An 18,811-nucleotide genomic window follows, 5' to 3' on the forward strand; every position below is an offset into this window, starting at 1 on the left:
GTTATCGTTAAATCTTCGGAAGTTCCTACCTCGGAACCACCAAAACTCCAACTGTAACCTACATAACCGGAAGGACCATCCAAGGTGATGTCCTCGCCCTCACAGTCTGACGCATCTCCAACAGATGGCTCTGGGTTGTCGTTCACTGTAATATTGAATTCCGTAGTTCCGACGCATATATTACCGTCACCTTTGTCAGATTCACTACGCACATATATAATATCATCAGCAGATAAATAACTTGCTGGTGTACCAATAGCGCTTTCGTCATTTTGTGCATCCGCCAATGATAAATGGTAACTTAGAGTTCCCCCACCGTCGTTTGTAATGGCTGATGTAAGGTCGAAGGTCGCTTTGCCTTCTTCCTCCTCACAAAGTTCTAAGTTGTTTGCTTCGGGGAATGGATTTATATAAATAGTAAGATCGAACTCTGTTGTGCCATAGCAAACATTACCGTTACCATTGTCAACCTCGCTACGAACATAGATTGTTTTATTTTGAAAAACAGAAAAGAATACAGTAGGATTGCCTATCGGGAGTGCACCGCTATCTGCTGTTGCTTGAGTGTTGTGGAAACTAATTGTTCCCCCACCGTCGTTTGTAATGGCTGATGTAAGGTCGAAGGTTGCCTGTATAACGCCCTGATCGCATAAGGCTAGATCGACGGCTGTTGGTACTGGGTTGTCGTTCACTGTAATATTGAATTCCGTAGTTCCGACGCATATATTACCGTCACCTTTGTCAGATTCACTACGCACATATATAATATCATCAGCAGATAAATAACTTGCTGGTGTACCAATAGCGCTTTCGTCATTTTGTGCATCCGCCAATGATAAATGGTAACTTAGAGTTCCCCCACCGTCGTTTGTAATGGCTGATGTAAGGTCGAAGGTCGCTTTGCCTTCTTCCTCCTCACAAAGTTCTAAGTTGTTTGCTTCGGGGAATGGATTTATATAAATAGTAAGATCGAACTCTGTTGTGCCATAGCAAACATTACCGTTACCATTGTCAACCTCGCTACGAACATAGATTGTTTTATTTTGAAAAACAGAAAAGAATACAGTAGGATTGCCTATCGGGAGTGCACCGCTATCTGCTGTTGCTTGAGTGTTGTGGAAACTAATTGTTCCCCCACCGTCGTTTGTAATGGCTGATGTAAGGTCGAAGGTTGCCTGTATAACGCCCTGATCGCATAAGGCTAGATCGACGGCTGTTGGTACTGGGTTGTCATATATTATAATATTAGCTGAACAGGAAGTTATTGTTCCTCCACTTCCATTTACCAAGGAGTTAGTCAAGGTATAGGTTCCTGCTGCTAAACCTGCTATAGTTGAAGCAAATCCATCAAACGCTGTATTGATACCTTCGCCTGTTAAAGTCCAAGATAATGCATTTCCACAATCATTATTTGTAAAACCATTCAACCAAGTTTCAATAGCACCATTATCACTATCATCTCCACTTCCTTCACAAAAAGTTAAATCTGTTTGAGGACATTCTACTTCAGGTACACAGAAATCAATACTATCACAATCCTTAGTTTTAAAATTAATGTCTCCACCATTTTCAACACTTGATTGGTTATAAAATAAAGCTATGTAATAAACATTGACTACTCCAGCTTGCACAACAGCATCTTCATTTATCCATGTTTTCCATTGGTTTTGATTACTACAGGCACCTTCAACATAATCTAAAGAAGCAATAAGGCTATTACAGTCTCCAACCGGATTCGTAACATCTTGAGGGGCTGATGAACCCGCATAAAATACGGTCCATGCCTCCATTTGTCCTACACCTTGTAATTTGACGGAGTTAATAAACTCAGGAGTGGCAAACTTTATCCACTGCACATAATCATATGGCTGACCATCATCTGGATCAATATAACAACTTGATTCATTAGCTGGTATTTGATTTGAGAACAATGATAAATACCCAGAATTAGGAAAACCTGAAATTGGCGTCGTGGTTGTAACCCCACAACCATCTGTATCGGCAGCTTGTGTACAAGCTATAATTCCATTAGTAGTAGAACTACTGTTGGAGCAGTAAAGTTTAGCCTCACATGGGCTCGGTCCATTTCCAGCAGGATCTGCTTGACATTGAGGCTCCGAACACTGAGCATACAACTGATTACCTGAAAATAAAAAAGCTCCAAAAAATAAGAAACAATAAAAAACTCTTTGAATGAGAGTCTTTTTAAATAATAGCCACGAAGGCCGGGTAGAATTTTTCATGATTACTTTTGTTGATTAATAGCACATTGTTTATAACAAAAGTCATAATGAAAATGAATAGTTTGGGACTAATAAGTAATTGTCCTAACAAAAGTCATAATGAAAACAGGTAGTTTGGGATTAATATATTAGGTCTTGGGAAACCAGTTTTATAGCTATTAATCTTTATCGAGATAACTAAAAAAATTCAGAATATCTGTCTTATCTTAGGGATTGTAAGAGTTTAAAAAAGTAAAATTTCCATATCCTACCAATTACAAACTCCTAACATTTATTAACAAAGGATTACGAATTTAACATTTTTTTTTAAAAATCAAAACAAAAAAGCCAAAATACCTATTAAAGTATTTTGGCTTTTATAATTTTTATCAATTCTCAGTGATTATTTCACTTCTTCAAAGTCTATCTTTCGACTTCGCTCAAGACAGGCTACTTGACTTCTTCAAAGTCTACGTCTTCTACATCACTACCTTGGTTGCTCTCCCCTCCTTGATTTCCTTCCGGTTGGGCATCTGCAGCTCCATTGGCTTGAGCATCTTGTTGCGCTTTATACATTTCTTCACTGGCTACTTTCCAAGCTTCATTGATTTTCTCTAAAGCTGGATCTATTTGAGCCAAATCTTTAGATTCGTAAGCCGTTTTCAATTCAGCTAAAGCATCTTCAATTGGTTGTTTTTTATCAGCAGATAATTTATCACCAAATTCCTTCAATTGCTTTTCTGTTTGGAAAATCATAGCATCGGCACTGTTCAATTTCTCAGCAGTTTCCTTAGCCTTAGCATCAGCATCTGCATTAGCTTCTGCTTCTTGCTTCATTCTTTGGATTTCATCTTCGGTTAATCCTGAAGACGCTTCAATACGAATATCTTGAGACTTACCAGATGCTTTATCTGTAGCAGAGACATGAATAATACCGTTGGCATCAATATCAAAGGTCACTTCAATTTGAGGCATTCCTCTTGGTGCTGGTGGAATACCATCCAAATGGAAACGTCCGATGGTCTTATTGTCTGCCGCCATAGGTCTTTCACCTTGCAACACGTGAATTTCTACTGATGGCTGATTATCTGCAGCCGTTGAGAAAACTTGTGATTTCTTAGTAGGAATGGTTGTGTTTGACTCTATCAATCTGGTCATCACATTACCCATAGTTTCAATACCTAATGATAATGGAGTAACATCCAATAAAAGTACATCCTTAACATCTCCTGTTAAGACACCTCCTTGAATTCCTGCTCCCACAGCAACTACCTCATCTGGGTTAACTCCTTTACTTGGTTTTTTTCCGAAGAAGTTTTCAACTGCTTCTTGAACAGCAGGGATACGAGTAGAACCACCTACTAAGATGATTTCATCAATATCATTTTTGCTTAAACCAGCAGCTTTCATTGCTTTCTCACATGGTGTGATGGTTCTCTTCACCAAATCATCAATCAATTGCTCAAACTTAGCTCGAGTTAAAGTTCTTACCAAGTGTTTAGGTCCACTAGCTGTCGCTGTGATATAAGGCAAGTTGATTTCAGTTTGAGATGAAGAAGACAATTCAATCTTAGCCTTTTCAGCAGCTTCTTTAAGACGTTGCAAAGCCATAGCGTCTTTACGTAAGTCCATATCCTCTTCAGATTTAAACTCTTCTGCTAGCCAGTTGATAATTTTCTCATCAACGTCATCACCTCCCAAGTGGGTATCACCATCAGTTGCTAATACTTCAAATACACCGTCTCCTAATTCTAGGATAGACACGTCATGAGTACCACCACCAAAGTCAAATACTACAATTTTTTGATCAGATCCTTTTTTATCTAAACCATATGCTAAAGCAGCTGCAGTAGGTTCATTGATAATTCTTCTAACTTTTAATCCTGCAATCTCACCTGCCTCTTTAGTAGCTTGACGTTGTGAGTCATTAAAGTAAGCTGGAACAGTAATAACTGCTTCACTTACATCTTGTCCTAAATAGTCTTCAGCTGTTTTCTTCATTTTTTGAAGAATCATAGCTGACAACTCTTGAGGTGTATACAAACGACCATCAATATCTACTCTAGGTGTATCGTTGTCACCTTTTACTACTTTATATGGTACGCGTTCTGCCTCTCTTTGAGATTCAGAATATTTGTTACCCATAAAACGCTTGATGGAGTAAACCGTTTTATGTGGATTGGTTACTGCCTGACGTTTTGCTGGATCACCAACTTTAATCTCGCCTCCTTCAACAAAAGCGATTACAGATGGTGTGGTACGCTTACCTTCTGCGTTAGGGATTACCACTGGTTCATTACCTTCCATTACTGAAACGCATGAGTTGGTGGTTCCTAAGTCGATTCCAATAATTTTACTCATAATTCCTTTTTATACGTTTATAAATTGTGTTGAATAATCTTTTTTAATTCGTGTTGGATAAGTCAATGATTATGCCATGACAAAAAATATGACACGATGTCATATCTTAAAAAAATACCTCCTGGTCAAGACTATCAAAACAATTTGTAACTTTAAACAAACTTAAAATACCTTTATCATGAAAAAATTAACATCACTACTTTTATTATGTGTAGCCGCCTTCTTCATGTCTTGTGAAGGGGATCCCGGTCCTGTCGGACCACAAGGACCTCCTGGACCAGAAGGTGGAATTTTTGTTGCAAGTGCTTTTGAAATAGCTATTGACTTTACTGCTAATAATGGATATGAATATATCGAACCCTACGGTTTTGATGTATATCCTTCTGACGTAACGTTGGTTTATATCCTTTGGGAAGTGACACAAGGCTTTGAAGTTTGGAGGCTAACCCCTCAAACTACTGAATTTGAAGATGGAACAACCTTAACTTACAACTATGATTTTACAGATGTAGATGTAAGGTTTTTTCTCGATGGCACAACCGACTTTAGTACCTTAGGTTCGGCATGGACTCAAAATCAAATTTTTAGAGTAGTAGTGGTTCCAGCTGATAATGTGGATGCTTTGGATGTAAACAATTTGGATGAAGTCTTAAATGTGGCCAAAATAGATAAAATCATCAAAAAATAACGTTCAAATACCCTTAAAAACCCTTTTATCTTACCAACCAAAATGTATCTTTGCAGCCCAATGATAACGTTTTCGTAAATGGAATGCATTTCGGTATTTGATATGCTTAAAATAGGTGTGGGACCATCGAGTTCCCACACTTTAGGCCCTTGGAGAGCTGCAGAAAGATGGATCAAGGAGCTCAAGGAAAAAAACAGATTTTCAAAAGTTGAAAAAATATCCGTAGATCTCTATGGCTCCCTCTCTCTCACAGGCAAGGGACATGCTACTGATTATGCCGTCATGTTAGGCCTAAGTGGTGCGGACCCAGAACGGATTCCCACTGAACTTATTCAAGGTATTGTTGATCAAATAAAAAAAACCAATACCCTAAAATTCAATAACGAAATTGATATTGCCTTTAACTGCAATACGGATATTGTATTCAATAAAAAGTTTCTACCCTTCCATGCTAACGGCCTTACCTTTAGCGCAAAAATAAACGGACGCAATTATAAATCTACCTACTATTCCATAGGTGGTGGTTTTGTAGTGCAGGAAGAACGAAAAACGGCCAAAGCCAATAAAATCATTTTTTATTGTACTTATCCATACCCCGTTGAAAAAGGAACCGATCTCCTAAGGTTTTGTAAGGAATTAAACCTCCCTATATCGCAAGTGGTTCTTGAAAACGAAAAGTCCATCAAAGAGGAGGAGTGTATCAACTCAGAACTAGAACGCATTTGGAATACGATGCTAGAATGCATGTATATTGGTTGCCATACCGAAGGGGAACTTCCCGGTGGTCTCCAAGTAAGGCGTAGAGCCTTTGACATGCATGAAAAGTTGAAAGGTGATTTGCCATATAATTCACCGCAAGAATGGTTGCAGGTTATCCGAAAAACAGAGGTCAAGTTTAGACAAATCCTTAAGTGGGTTAGTTGTTTCGCTCTAGCTGTTAATGAGGTTAATGCCTCATTAGGACGTGTAGTTACGGCCCCAACTAACGGAAGTGCCGGAGTAATCCCAGCAGTTTTGATGTACTACCTAGTGATTGAAAATCATGATGCGGACTTTGAACAAATTAAAAAATTCTTGTTGGTTGCGGGAGAAATTGGTAGCATCTTTAAAAAAGGAGCTACCATATCAGCCGCTATGGGGGGATGTCAGGCAGAAATAGGTGTTTCCTCTGCCATGGCAGCAGGTGCGTTATGCGAATTGTTGGGTGGAACACCTGATCAAGTATTAATGGCTGCTGAAATCGCCATGGAACATCACTTAGGATTGACCTGTGATCCCATTGGTGGCTTGGTACAAGTACCTTGTATAGAACGAAATTCTATGGGTGCCATTAAAGCTATTAATGCTGCTGAACTCGCCTTGGAAAGTGACCCTACTAAAGCCAAAGTGCCTTTAGACAAGGTGGTAAACACCATGTGGGAGACTGCCAAAGACATGAATACTAAATACAAAGAAACAAGTGAAGGTGGATTGGCAGTGGGTGTCCATTTGACGGATTGCTAAACATACTGTAATAAGATTCCTTGTTTTCTTATCCAAAAAATTTTCTCTTTCGAGCCACGAACAAAATTGAGAAACAAATCAATCCAATTACCAAGTAGCCTGAGGCTATCCCAAGCTGAATTGAAGGTTGAAGGATAGCCACAAGTGCATAACTTATAGCCGATGTAATAATAAAAGTCACTCCGCCTACTAAACCACTGGCAATACCTGCAGCATTTGGAAAACGACTTAAGGAATAAGTAAAATAATTATTAAACAGAAAACCCGCTGCCAAATGCACCAAAAAAGCAAATGCCACCAAGGTAGCTAAATTGGACAACCAATAAGAACTCACCAACATCCCAACAATCACAAACAACTGCATACTATTGGCAAAACTTAACTTGGGCATAAATGGTTTCTCTATTAAAAATCTACCCGCAAAACCACCAAACATCCAAGCCAGTCCCATTACCAGTGAGGCATAACCCGTAACTATCGGCGAATAACCTAATGAGTGCTCAATAATAAAAGGACCTGTAAGACTGTAAAAAATCACAATCCCATAACTTAAACCACACATCAGGATAGCTGTAGAAAAATCTGGTGTCCGAAGCATGCTTTTAAATTCGGATACCAAAAAGTTTGGTTTAAATGGTCTAAACTCTTTAAGCGTTTCCCCAGAAAAAAACACTTCTAGGACAAAAAGCACTACACAAAAAATGGACAAGGCTGTAAAGTTAGCTTGCCAACCAAAATGTTCTTGTAGATACCCGCCTAAAAATGGAGCGATAATAGGTCCCAAAGACCATACAATTGTCATGATACTTAAATAATGTCTGCGTTCTTTGCCCTTATAAACATCAACAAAAAATGCTCTTTTAGCTACCACTACGGCTCCTGATAAAATTCCATGACAGACTCTCATAGCATATATCACATAGATATTTTCTGTTTTGGCGGTAATATAAAATGTGATGGCAAACAACAATAAAGACCAAGTAGAGAGGCGATATCTTCCAAAAGCATCAATTAAGGCCCCAGCAAAAAACTGCGTCACACCATAACTAACTAAAAAAATACTAATAGTTAATTGAATGCTGGATTCAGGTAGATTTAGAGACTCCGCCATACTGGGCATGGAAGGAATATAAATATCAGTAGCTAGACCAGAAATAGGCACTATAGCGAAGGCCAAAATAGTAGCAATCAACTGGTGACCTGCTTTTAGGGATTTATTGAGCATTGGTTTCAGGAAAAATAAGCGGTAAAATTAAAGCATCTTTCCTTAATGTAGTAGTTATTAACAATTAATTAATCCCGTCAATCAATACAAGGTCATGGATAGAATAAAAAAGGATATCGTCATTCAAACAAAATATTCCCAAATTTTTTAATCCCTACACCCTTGCTTCCTTCTTGTATCTATTAAATAAATGATTTTCCAATCGCCGTCCTCCTGGAATAGTTGAAACGAATTAACTCCACAATGACTAAACTGTCCGTTGAACCAAAATTCATAAGGTGTCCAGGCATGAGCCATGTTGCCATCTACTTGAATTTTATAATCCAGCAATCGTTCATCCCATTTTTGGTCAGCAGGACGATTACCTATGGCTAGGGTTAATTCCATAAGCTCTTCTGTTAAAAGCTTGTCCTTACCTTGACGATCTTTGACAGCCGTTTGTAGAACTATTTTATCGCTCAAAACAGACTTCATCAAAATGGTGTCCCCTTTATGGAAACCTTCAAAAAATGTGTCAATTGTTTTTTTAACCTCTAACTCAGGATTACTAGTTTGCCCAACGGCAACTGAAACAACTAAAAATGCTATGTAACGTAAAAATCGAATCATATAAAAAAGTATTGAGAAAACTAAAATAGTAGAATGTGACTTTCATTCTTATGAAATATAGAAAAGTTTAACACAGAACCCATGCTATTTTATTAATTTTACAACCCTTAAAATACATATCTATGTCTGTCGCAAAAAAAGAATACAAGCGCGTTACCGTTAAATCTATTCAAGAGATGAAAGAACGTGGAGAAAAAATCTCCATGTTAACGGCCTATGATTACACCATGGCCAAAATAGTGGATTCTGCAGGAACAGACGTAATCTTAGTGGGTGACTCTGCTAGTAATGTCATGGCCGGTCATGAGACCACCTTACCTATTACCCTCGACCAAATGATCTATCATGCCTCATCAGTCATACGTGGTGTTGACAGAGCCTTGGTCGTTGTTGACCTCCCTTTTGGGTCCTATCAAAGTGATCCTAAGGAAGCTTTGAGATCGGCTATTAGAATTATGAAAGAAAGCGGCGGACATGCAGTAAAACTTGAAGGCGGTAAAGAAATAAAGGAATCCATAAAACGCATTCTAAACGCTGGAATTCCGGTCATGGGCCATTTGGGTTTAACACCTCAATCCATTTATAAATTTGGAACCTATACTGTAAGGGCTAAGGAGGAAGAAGAAGCCCATCAATTAATTACAAACGCTAAAGCACTTGAAAAAATGGGATGCTTTGCGATTGTTCTTGAAAAAATTCCAGCCAAATTAGCCAAACAAGTAGCTGAAGAGTTAACTATTCCCGTTATAGGTATTGGAGCTGGCAATGGTGTTGACGGACAAGTATTGGTGGTACATGATATGTTAGGAATGACCCATGAATTCAATCCAAGATTTTTAAGAAGATACCTTCACCTATATGATGAAATGACTTCTGCCATCACACAATATGTAGATGATGTTAAAGCTCTGGATTTTCCAAATGAAAATGAGATGTACTAGATTAGACAAGTTAGATTTATAGAAAAACAGATCATTAGATAGCTTAGAGATTTAGACATGCACAGATTTAAGGAACTGGAAATTTGGAAAAGAAGTAGAATCTTTTGTTCAAATGTTTATGATTTAACTTCCAAATTTCCACAATCTGAAACCTTTGGCTTGACAAATCAATTACGAAGAGCATCGGTATCTTTGCCTTCAAATATAGCTGAAGGTTCCTCTAGATCTTCCAATAAAGAGTTTTCTAGATTTTTGGAAATAACCCTAGGGTCAGCCTATGAAATAGAAACCCAACTTTTAATTGCGTTTGATTTAAATTTCATCGAAGAAACTGAAATGGATGATTTACTAAAGGAACTTCAAGAAATCATCAAAATGGTTTCAAAATTCAAAACCACTCTAAAACAAGCATAGATATCTAACAGGTCTAATAATTCAACATGTCTAACAAATCTAACAGATCTAACAAAGACAACCTTCAAATACTTTTTGAAGACAACCATATCATTGTTGTCAACAAACGGGCAGGTGACATCGTGCAAGGGGATAAAACTGGTGACAAGCCCTTAAGTGAGGTAGTAAAAAGCTACATCAAGGAAACATACAACAAACCTGGAAATGTCTATCTGGGTGTCGTACATCGCTTAGATCGTCCAACTACAGGCATAGTGCTTTTTTCAAAAACCAGTAAGGCCCTACCCAGATTAAACAAACTGTTTGCCGAAAAGGAGGCCAAGAAAACTTATTGGGCCTTGGTGAAACAAGCACCACAAAAAAGTTCTGACAGATTAGTTCATTGGTTAAAAAAGAATCCGAAGAATAATAAATCAACAGCTTTTACAAAAGAAATTCAAGACGGCAAGAAAGCCATTTTGAATTATAGAACTTTAAAGACACTTGATAACTACACGCTTTTAGAAATTGATTTGGAAACGGGACGGCATCATCAAATTCGGTCACAATTGGCAAGCATTGGTTGCCCTATCAAGGGAGATTTGAAATATGGTTTTGACAGAAGCAATGCAGATGCCAGCATTCACCTTCATGCCCGAAAACTGGAATTTGAGCACCCTGTTAAAAAAGATTGGGTCGCTATTGAAGCACCCCTTCCTAATGATCCACTTTGGCAGGCTTGCCAGGGCAATTAACCGAATAAATCAAATTTAATTGACTGCCTTGACCGGGTTGAGACTTTAAATCAAATTTGGCTTGAATCAATTCGGCCCTACTTTTCATATTCAAAAGTCCAGAACCCATCTCGATAGTGGACATATCAAACCCTTTACCATTATCACGTGCCTGAATAACCAAATTATCGTGTGAATAATCAAGATGAACATGAAGCTCCTTAGCTTCAGAGTACTTGACTGAATTAGAGAAAAACTCCTGTAATATCCTGAATAAAATGACCTCATGCTTTTTGTCTTCAAGCGGTTTAACCTCTCCAGTCACATCAAATTCAACCAAATCAAACTTCATTTTCCTCAATCTTTTTACTTCATTTCTAATAGACTTCTCTAATCCCATATTCAACAAAGCTTCATTGTTCAAGGACTTTGATAACGCCCTTACCTCTTCCAAACTCTGCTTTATGATCTCTGATGTAGCCTTTACTGTTGGTTTGATTTTTTCGTCAACTTGGGTGTTGAGCATATTCATTTGCATATTGGCATAAGCTAAAAGCTGCCCCACATTATCGTGCAATTCCCAACCAATATTTTTAAGAGTTTGTTCTTGAATTTCGGTTTGGGCTTGCTGCATTTCCTTATCAAAAGCTTGCTGCTGTTTAATTTTATCAATCAACAATTGATTTTTACGCCTTTGGAACACTATGAAGAATAAAATAAAGAGGCCTGTTAATAAAACCACTACTCCAATCATATAACCAATTAAATAGCGTTGGGCAGGTGTAGTCACTGGTCTTTGTTCGGCTTGCAGTAGATTAGTGCAAAACCAAAAATAGAATACATAAAGAAATTTGCTGCTAAATAGATTTGCCATTTTAAAATAATAAAGTTCCAATCGGCGGTTGTGAAATACGCATTATAAAAATTAAGGGGTGAAATTATTAACCACCAAATTAAAACAACTGTACTAATATAGAAATTAATTGATTTATGAAAATATAAGATACTCTCAGATTTCAACATTTCTACAAAATACATTATTGTACATAAGATAATAATAAATGAAGCCAAAAGAACCATTGGGGTGTACAAAGGCCTAGTGAATAAGTACTTGATGTTGAAAACATAGTAAATTAAGAAAAAGGCAACTAAAATTAAAGTCAAACTCCAAATGATCCTCTTAAACCGTACTGTTTTCAAAATCTTCCTGAAATAAAACGAATAAAATAAAGCACTCCCCAACTTCCAAAAAATATTAAATAACCAATAATTAGTTTCAATTAAAGTTCCATGTAATTTTACCCTAACCTGACTCAAAAAGGCATATGTAACTACATAAGAAGGATAACTACCTATCAATTCTAAAGCAGCCACGGCTATTAAGAAATAGATAAAATACTTAACATCACTATCTTTAAACTTTTTAAAATTAAAGATGGCAATTAAAGCAGCTATAATCTCAACTGATCTTGTTAGAAATGCATAATTTTCTTTGAAGAATTCTTCCAAAATTTTTAATAGTAAAGCTCTATAATTATCAATTATCCTTAATTCGTGGTTGACAAAAGATTAAGGCAAATGTAAACGACAGGTACATCATCACGTTTATTATTAAATATATAAGCCATTGTAAGGTAATAAAATCTATATCATTAATATGAAAGTACTCATTAAAGAAATTTATTGGGGTACTAATTAACCACCAAATTAAAATGACCGTACTGATATAAAAATTGATGGATCGATAAAAATAAACTATCTTATCAGATTGCATGAGTTCCATTAAATATAGAATGGAACAAGTTGCAACAAGTACTGCTGAAAATATATCTACTGGAATAAATATAAAATCGGAAAATAGTTTTTCAAAATGAGTGGCATAGTAAATAGCAAAAGACAAAATGAATAAAACCGTCAAATACTTTACAATCCTTTTATGTTTCTCATTTTGAAAATTCAATCTAAAATAATATGAAAAAAACAAGCTACCACCTAAGGTCCAAAAAATGGAATAAAGCCAATGATTACTTTGCAAGATCAATCCCCATAAAGAACCTTGATGTTTTTTAATAAAATCATCTTTGATAAAAGATGGATACATGGATATTATCTCTAATAAAGCTACACCTACTAAAAAGAAAACGAACCATCTGGTGTTATCATTTTTATATTTCTTATAAGTAAAAATACCAGTGAGTGCAGCTAAAATTTCCACACCACTGGTAAAAAAACTGTAATACCCCTCCAAGAATTCCTTCAACCTGCTATGTATTGGTGGAAATATTTTCTTTGAGTTGACTTTGCGGCTTACATTTAATCAAAGCAATAATAAAGGTTACATACAACAAAACATTGCAAAACAATATCAAAAACCTTCTAAAATTCACAAAAGCCGTATCTGTTCCATTGTAATATATTTGATAAAAAGTAATTGGGGTTCTAATTAGAAAAAACACAAAAAAAGCGGCCGCCACATAAAAATGAAAGGATTTATAAAAAGCCATGATTTTTTCACTCATTAAAATTTCCGAAAAGTAAAGCAGGACACATAACATAATTTGAAGGGTCCCGCCAACAATAATGACATTATCTCTTTCATTAGTAAAATACCCCTCCACATTAAACATTAACCTTAAGGAGCTTATAAATAAAAATAAAATTCCGCCAAATTTGATTATGGTCTTAAACCTTTTATTTTCTATGACTTTAAAAAAATAAAAAGTAACAAATAAGGCACATCCAATATTCCAAAACACGGTATACCAAAGTAAATTCTCTTCAAATCTGGTACCTTTGGTTAATACAGGTATCCATTGCAGCCAACTAATTTTCTCAGAATAATTGGGATAATACCCTAGAAGTTCAATAAATACGATATATATTAAAAAATAGATAAAATATTTAACCCGGGATTTTTTAAACTTTGGATAAGAAAGAGCTGCTATCAAACCGGCCAAAACAATTAAACCTTCATTAATGACGAAAAAATTATCAAGAATAAATTTACCCATTGTTCATTTTTATTGCGGATAATTAGCATTTGGGGGATGTCCAGGTTCTCCACTATTTAATCCATCTGCACCTGGAATATCTTTATTGTTGCCATTTGAACTTTCTGTTGGCACCATAAATACAGTTGACAATCCACGATCGGACTTGGCTCCTAGATATACCCGAACTCCATTCATATTACCATGTTCCTTTTGGGCATCATCAATGAATCCTTTTAAATCATCTAAATCAAACCACACCGATCGGTTATCTGGCGTGCCTGTTATTTGTAACGAAATTACAGAGTGTCTAGAGTCAAAAGCTGTATCAAGCGCACTGGCCTGAGTTGGAGAAATCTTTCCGTTGTACATAATAAATTGATTTTATAAAATTAATTAATAGTTTACTTGTTTGGTTTATCCCAACCAACCATCCCTATCCAAGCTTCGGTATTGAATGGCTTCTGAAATATGGGATCCTTGAATATCATCTGCGCCTTCCAGATCTGAAATTGTTCGAGCGACCTTTAAAATCCTGTCATAGGCTCGTGCCGACAAATTGAGCCGCTCCATGGCTGTTTTAAGTAGTTTCTTAGAGGAGTCATCTAATATACAATATTTTCTAATTTGTTTGGTACCCATTTGGGCATTATAATGAATATGATCAAAAGCCTCAAAGCGCTTCGTCTGAATTTCCCTAGCCTCAGTAACCCGTTTTCTGATATCTACCGAAGATTCTCCCTTTCTGTCATCAGATAATTTATCAAAAGGCACTGGAGTCACTTCTATATGGATATCGATTCGGTCTAACAACGGGCCAGATATCTTACTTAAATACCTTTGCATTTCAGCCGGAGATGACGTGACCGGAGCATCAGGATCATTAAAATAACCTCCCGGACTGGGATTCATACTCGCTACCAACATAAATGAAGATGGATAAGTTACTGTAAATTTAGCTCTTGAAATAGTAACCTCCCTATCCTCCAACGGCTGCCTCATAACTTCCAAAACGGTACGTTTAAACTCTGGTAATTCATCCAAAAACAGAACACCATTATGTGCCAAGGAAATCTCACCCGGTTGGGGATAAGTCCCTCCTCCTACCAAAGCTACGTCTGAAATCGTGTGATGCGGACTTCTAAAGGGCCTTTGGGCCATTAATCCGGTATGTTCCTTGACCCGTCCAACAACTGAATGAATTTTTGTTGTTTCCAAAGCTTCATGCAGGGTCATAGGTGGTAAAATACTAGGCAAACGTTTAGCCAACATGGTTTTACCCGCCCCAGGTGGACCAATTAAAATAATATTATGTCCTCCAGCAGCAGCTATTTCCATACAACGCTTGATACTTTCTTGTCCTTTGACATCGGCAAAATCATGTTCCGGAAAGTCTAAGTTTTTGTAAAATTCTTCTCTAGTGTTAATAATAGTTTGCTCAAGAGGCTCCCCTTTATCAAAGTGATTTATGACCTGCTTAATATTTTCAACACCATAAACATTTAAATTATTGACTATAGCAGCTTCCTTGGCATTTTGAATAGGGAGAATAAAATTTTTAAACCCTTCTTCCCTTGCCTTTACAGCTATGGGCAAAGCTCCTTTTATGGGTTGCAAGGAACCATCTAAGGACAATTCCCCCATAATTAAATATTCCTCGAGATTTTCAGTTTTAATTTGATTGGATGCCGCTAGAATTCCAATGGCCAAAGTAACATCATAAGCACTTCCCTCCTTTCTTAAGTCGGCTGGTGACATATTGACAATGATTTTCTTTCCTGGAATTTTATACCCATTGTTTTGTAGTGCCGCCGCGATTCTAAAATTGCTTTCCTTAATAGCATTATCTGGTAAACCAACCAAGTGATAGCCAATGCCACTATCAACGTTTACCTCAACGGTTATCGTAGTAGCTTCGACACCAAAAACTGCACTTCCAAAAACTTTTTTAAGCATCCTTTCAAGTTGGTTTGTTTAAATGTAAGAAAAATATGCTGATTATAAATTCAATTAATTTCACTAATATTACCTCAAATCAATTTTACACCAAATGAATTTCACCAAACGATTAGGTTTTATCTTAGGTCCTATATTGTTTATTGTCACTAAATTATATTTTCACCCAACCGGATTAAATGACGAAGCCAATGGTGTTTTAGCTACAACGTTATGGATTGCCGTTTGGTGGATTACCGAAGCCATACCTATAGCAGCCACAGCATTGCTTCCCATCATTTTATTTCCGCTTAATGGAAGTTTAGACATTGGAACCACCACGGCTTCTTATGGTCATAAATATGTATTCCTTTACATGGGTGGCTTTATCATTGCTATTGCTATTGAAAAATGGAATCTGCACAAACGAATTGCCCTAAATATTATAAACATCATTGGGTCCAACATCAGAAAGATTATTTTGGGTTTTATGGTGGCCACCGCTTTTTTATCCATGTGGATTTCAAATACGGCAACTTCTGTAATGATGTTACCCATTGGAATGGCCATCATCCATCAGTTAAAAGATAATCCCCAAACATTAAAAAATGAAAACGATCTTTTTGGCAAAGCTCTGATGCTAGCTATAGCTTATAGTGCATCCATCGGTGGTTTAGCAACTTTAATTGGTACGCCACCCAACCTTGTTTTGGCGGGTATTGTAAAAAGTACCTATGACTACGAAATCACTTTTTTACAATGGTTTTTGTTTGGCTTCCCCATATCTGTTCTACTCATATTTATTTGTTGGAAATATCTCACCAAAATAGCTTTCCGCTTTGAACAAAAAGAATTTCCTGGAGGAAAACAAGAAATTAAACGGCTTTTGAGTGAATTAGGAACCGTATCACGTGAGGAAAAATGGGTAACCTTTGTATTTGGCGCTACCGCTTTCTGTTGGATTACCCGCTCTTTTTTATTGCAAAATTGGCTCCCAAATCTAGATGACACCATCATTGCTATTTTCTTTGCAATTATCCTATTTATCCTGCCCACAAGTAAACCGGGCTATCGGTTAATGACATGGGACGACACCAAAAAACTACCCTGGGGCATCATCATTCTATTTGGTGGTGGAATGGCGCTAGCCAAAGGTTTTGAAAGTAGTGGGTTAGCATTATGGATTGGAAACCAAATGACTTCTCTAGTGGGTGTCACAACCATCATTTTAATACTATTACTTATAGCCGCCGTCAATTTCTTAACGGAAATCACGTCCAATTTAGCTACCACTGCCATGTTACTACCAGTTTTGGCTCCAATGGCTCTCACTGTAGATATACATCCTTTTGTTCTCATGGTAGCTGCGGCTGTGGCAGCCTCATGTGCTTTTATGCTACCTGTGGCAACACCTCCAAACGCGGTAGTATTTGGTTCGGGGTATTTAAGGATTCCGGATATGGTAAACAAAGGATTGATTATGAATCTTCTTTCCATAATCATTCTGACTCTTTTTGTTTATTTTTTACTTCCTGTTCTGTGGGATATTGATATTGTTGGTTTCCCAGATAACTTCAAAAAATAATCAATCGGAATACACCGAAGTAAACTGAAAGGCATTACCATCAAAAAGTCCTTTATCACTGAGTTTTAAGGATGGTATGACTAACAACCCCATAAAGGATAAGGTCATAAAAGGAGCTGAAAGTTGGCTACCCAATTCCTTAGCTTTTTTATCTAATTGTTGGTAGGTTTCCCCAACCGCTTCTGCATCTTGATCGCTCATGATTCCGGCCACTGGCAAAGGCATTACCCAACTATCCTCTTCCAAAACAACACAAATACCTCCTTTGTTTTCAATGACCGTATTGACAGCTCGACATATAGAAGTATCATCGGCTCCTACCGCTATGATATTATGAGAATCATGACCTACGGAACTAGCTATCGCTCCTTTTTTTAATCCGAAATTTTTAATAAATCCCAAGGCTGGATTGTCATTTTGATAGCGATTAACAACGGCCATTTTCAAGACATCATTTGAAATATCGGAAATAACGTTATCATACTTAACTAAGGGTTCCTTAATAATCTCTCGCGTTACCAATTCGCCATCCAAAGCCTCAATAACTCTAATTCTATTAGCATTATTAGGAACAATAAAATCGGACACCAACTTTTTATTTGCTTTAAACTGGTTTGGCTTCTCAAAATTTACTGGATTTATAAAAGATTGGCCATTTTCACTTACCAACTGTCCGTTGATAAAAGTTTGCAAAACTTTAAATTCCTTAAGATCCTCTACTACTAAAAAATCTGCCGAATCACCCAATTCCAATAATCCAACATCCAAATCATAATGGTTTACAGGATTCACACAAGCCATTTGAAGCACTTTAAACACATTCACTCCTTTCTTCACAGCTCTAGCACAAAGTTGATTGATATGCCCCAACAACAAATCGTCTGGGTGCTTGTCATCACTACAGAACATCATGTTCTCAAAATGGTCTCCAGCCAATCCTATCAAAGCCTCAAAATTCTTGGCTGCACTTCCTTCTCTAATCAAAATCTTCATGCCTTTTTGAAGTTTTTCCAAAGCCTCCTCTTGAGTAAAACACTCATGATCGGTAGTGATTCCTTCTGAAATATATTTTGAAACTTGGTCGCCTCTTAATCCCGGTGCATGACCATCTACTGGTTTATTATAAACCTTGGCCCAATGAATTTTTTTAAGTACTTCCTCATCATCAAAAATCACCCCCGGGTAGTTCATCATTTCGGCCAAATATTTGATATCAGGATTTGAAAGCAATTCCTTTATGCCCTCGGAATCAATGGTGGCACCCGACGATTCAAAAGTAGTAGCTGGGACACAAGACGGAGCACCAAAATTGAATTTGAAAGGTGTCTGTTTTCCGTTTTCAATCATAAAACGAACACCTTCCATTCCTAAAACATTGGCAATTTCATGAGGATCTGAAACAGTGGAAACCGTACCGTGGTTTACTGCAACTCTAGCGAATTCACTCGGAACCAACATAGAACTTTCAATATGGATATGGGCATCCACAAACCCAGGAAGAATATAGGTCTCAATATCATGATCCTTTTCTTCTACAGCTTTTATTTTTCCTTGCTCAACGGTAATTTCACCTTTAAAGATTTTTCGGTTTAAGATATCTACAATATTTCCTCGTATAGTCATCC

Annotated in this window: 15 protein-coding genes and 1 pseudogene; 6 read left to right on the plus strand and 10 right to left on the minus strand. The window is 37.0% G+C overall.

The features are described from left to right. Together GZ212_RS16080 and dnaK are read right to left on the minus strand one after the other, a co-directional pair. Window positions 1–2,243 (minus strand): annotated as a pseudogene (locus tag GZ212_RS16080) (hypothetical protein); the annotation flags it as partial. A 429-nt stretch (window positions 2,244–2,672) separates the two neighbouring features. Further along, a complete protein-coding gene (gene dnaK, locus GZ212_RS07705; RefSeq protein ID WP_166958721.1) occupies window positions 2,673–4,583 on the minus strand; it encodes a molecular chaperone DnaK in 1,911 nt (636 codons plus the stop codon). 178 nt (window positions 4,584–4,761) lie between these two features. Between dnaK and GZ212_RS07710 the strand changes: the two genes are divergently transcribed. Together GZ212_RS07710 and GZ212_RS07715 are read left to right on the plus strand one after the other, a co-directional pair. Beyond that, window positions 4,762–5,271, plus strand: coding sequence for a hypothetical protein (locus GZ212_RS07710; RefSeq protein WP_166958723.1), 510 nt, complete (start codon window positions 4,762–4,764; stop codon window positions 5,269–5,271). A gap of 78 nt (window positions 5,272–5,349) precedes the next feature. After that, window positions 5,350–6,774: an L-serine ammonia-lyase gene (locus tag GZ212_RS07715; RefSeq protein ID WP_166958725.1), complete on the plus strand. Its 1,425-nt coding sequence runs from the start codon at window positions 5,350–5,352 to the stop codon at window positions 6,772–6,774. Between the two features lie 28 nt (window positions 6,775–6,802). On the opposite strand, the gene GZ212_RS07720 is transcribed toward GZ212_RS07715, so the two are convergent. Further along, a complete protein-coding gene (locus GZ212_RS07720; RefSeq protein WP_166958727.1) occupies window positions 6,803–7,999 on the minus strand; it encodes an MFS transporter in 1,197 nt (398 codons plus the stop codon). Between the two features lie 147 nt (window positions 8,000–8,146). Next, window positions 8,147–8,608: a nuclear transport factor 2 family protein gene (locus tag GZ212_RS07725; RefSeq protein ID WP_166958729.1), complete on the minus strand. Its 462-nt coding sequence runs from the start codon at window positions 8,606–8,608 to the stop codon at window positions 8,147–8,149. Between the two features lie 122 nt (window positions 8,609–8,730). Here GZ212_RS07725 and panB point away from each other — a divergent pair, with 122 nt between their 5' ends. Genes panB through GZ212_RS07740 form a run of 3 tightly spaced genes read left to right on the plus strand, consistent with a single transcriptional unit; the run spans window position 8,731 to window position 10,697 of the window. After that, window positions 8,731–9,549, plus strand: coding sequence for a 3-methyl-2-oxobutanoate hydroxymethyltransferase (gene panB, locus GZ212_RS07730; protein WP_053972027.1), 819 nt, complete (start codon window positions 8,731–8,733; stop codon window positions 9,547–9,549). A gap of 57 nt (window positions 9,550–9,606) precedes the next feature. Continuing rightward, window positions 9,607–9,963 (plus strand): four helix bundle protein, encoded by a 357-nt coding sequence (locus GZ212_RS07735; protein WP_166958731.1) that lies wholly within the window; start codon window positions 9,607–9,609, stop codon window positions 9,961–9,963. A 26-nt stretch (window positions 9,964–9,989) separates the two neighbouring features. Next, window positions 9,990–10,697: an RluA family pseudouridine synthase gene (locus tag GZ212_RS07740; protein ID WP_166958733.1), complete on the plus strand. Its 708-nt coding sequence runs from the start codon at window positions 9,990–9,992 to the stop codon at window positions 10,695–10,697. Here GZ212_RS07740 and GZ212_RS07745 read toward each other — a convergent pair. The 5 genes from GZ212_RS07745 to GZ212_RS07765 form a co-directional block, all read right to left on the minus strand. Continuing rightward, window positions 10,660–11,550, minus strand: a complete 891-nt coding sequence (locus GZ212_RS07745) for a sensor histidine kinase (RefSeq protein ID WP_240923784.1) — start codon at window positions 11,548–11,550, stop codon at window positions 10,660–10,662. The two genes, GZ212_RS07740 and GZ212_RS07745, sit on opposite strands and share 38 nt — an antisense overlap. 663 nt (window positions 11,551–12,213) lie before the next feature. Further along, window positions 12,214–12,936 (minus strand): hypothetical protein, encoded by a 723-nt coding sequence (locus tag GZ212_RS07750; RefSeq protein ID WP_166958735.1) that lies wholly within the window; start codon window positions 12,934–12,936, stop codon window positions 12,214–12,216. 4 nt (window positions 12,937–12,940) lie between these two features. Continuing rightward, on the minus strand, window positions 12,941–13,687 hold the full coding sequence (locus GZ212_RS07755; protein WP_166958737.1) for a hypothetical protein: 747 nt from the start codon (window positions 13,685–13,687) through the stop codon (window positions 12,941–12,943). Window positions 13,688–13,696: 9 nt separating this feature from the next. Further along, window positions 13,697–14,038 carry a hypothetical protein gene (locus GZ212_RS07760; protein ID WP_166958739.1) on the minus strand — a complete coding sequence of 114 codons (342 nt, stop codon included), beginning with the start codon at window positions 14,036–14,038 and terminating at the stop codon, window positions 13,697–13,699. Window positions 14,039–14,083: 45 nt separating this feature from the next. After that, a complete protein-coding gene (locus GZ212_RS07765; protein ID WP_166958741.1) occupies window positions 14,084–15,622 on the minus strand; it encodes a YifB family Mg chelatase-like AAA ATPase in 1,539 nt (512 codons plus the stop codon). Window positions 15,623–15,716: 94 nt separating this feature from the next. Between GZ212_RS07765 and GZ212_RS07770 the strand changes: the two genes are divergently transcribed. Next, window positions 15,717–17,186 (plus strand): DASS family sodium-coupled anion symporter, encoded by a 1,470-nt coding sequence (locus GZ212_RS07770; RefSeq protein WP_166958743.1) that lies wholly within the window; start codon window positions 15,717–15,719, stop codon window positions 17,184–17,186. Here the strand turns inward: GZ212_RS07770 and ade are convergent, their stop codons facing one another. Continuing rightward, entirely contained in the window at window positions 17,187–18,809 is a 1,623-nt protein-coding gene (ade, locus tag GZ212_RS07775; RefSeq protein ID WP_166958745.1) for an adenine deaminase, read from the minus strand. It lies immediately after the preceding gene. Window positions 18,810–18,811 lie beyond the last annotated feature (2 nt).

Source organism: Mangrovimonas sp. CR14, assembly GCF_011764015.1.
Lineage (GTDB): Bacteria > Bacteroidota > Bacteroidia > Flavobacteriales > Flavobacteriaceae > Mangrovimonas > Mangrovimonas futianensis.

What these genes read in the sequence shown, in the direction of transcription:
- GZ212_RS07760 (WP_166958739.1), bottom strand. Translation starts at nt 14,038, where the DNA reads ATGTACAACGGAAAGATTTCTCCAACTCAGGCCAGTGCGCTTGATACA.
- GZ212_RS07735 (WP_166958731.1), top strand. Translation starts at nt 9,607, where the DNA reads ATGCACAGATTTAAGGAACTGGAAATTTGGAAAAGAAGTAGAATCTTT.
- GZ212_RS07710 (WP_166958723.1), top strand. Translation starts at nt 4,762, where the DNA reads ATGAAAAAATTAACATCACTACTTTTATTATGTGTAGCCGCCTTCTTC.
- dnaK (WP_166958721.1), bottom strand. Translation starts at nt 4,583, where the DNA reads ATGAGTAAAATTATTGGAATCGACTTAGGAACCACCAACTCATGCGTT.
- GZ212_RS07720 (WP_166958727.1), bottom strand. Translation starts at nt 7,999, where the DNA reads ATGCTCAATAAATCCCTAAAAGCAGGTCACCAGTTGATTGCTACTATT.
- GZ212_RS07725 (WP_166958729.1), bottom strand. Translation starts at nt 8,608, where the DNA reads ATGATTCGATTTTTACGTTACATAGCATTTTTAGTTGTTTCAGTTGCC.
- GZ212_RS07770 (WP_166958743.1), top strand. Translation starts at nt 15,717, where the DNA reads ATGAATTTCACCAAACGATTAGGTTTTATCTTAGGTCCTATATTGTTT.
- GZ212_RS07755 (WP_166958737.1), bottom strand. Translation starts at nt 13,687, where the DNA reads ATGGGTAAATTTATTCTTGATAATTTTTTCGTCATTAATGAAGGTTTA.
- GZ212_RS07745 (WP_240923784.1), bottom strand. Translation starts at nt 11,550, where the DNA reads ATGGCAAATCTATTTAGCAGCAAATTTCTTTATGTATTCTATTTTTGG.
- panB (WP_053972027.1), top strand. Translation starts at nt 8,731, where the DNA reads ATGTCTGTCGCAAAAAAAGAATACAAGCGCGTTACCGTTAAATCTATT.
- GZ212_RS07765 (WP_166958741.1), bottom strand. Translation starts at nt 15,622, where the DNA reads ATGCTTAAAAAAGTTTTTGGAAGTGCAGTTTTTGGTGTCGAAGCTACT.
- ade (WP_166958745.1), bottom strand. Translation starts at nt 18,809, where the DNA reads ATGACTATACGAGGAAATATTGTAGATATCTTAAACCGAAAAATCTTT.
- GZ212_RS07715 (WP_166958725.1), top strand. Translation starts at nt 5,350, where the DNA reads ATGGAATGCATTTCGGTATTTGATATGCTTAAAATAGGTGTGGGACCA.
- GZ212_RS07740 (WP_166958733.1), top strand. Translation starts at nt 9,990, where the DNA reads ATGTCTAACAAATCTAACAGATCTAACAAAGACAACCTTCAAATACTT.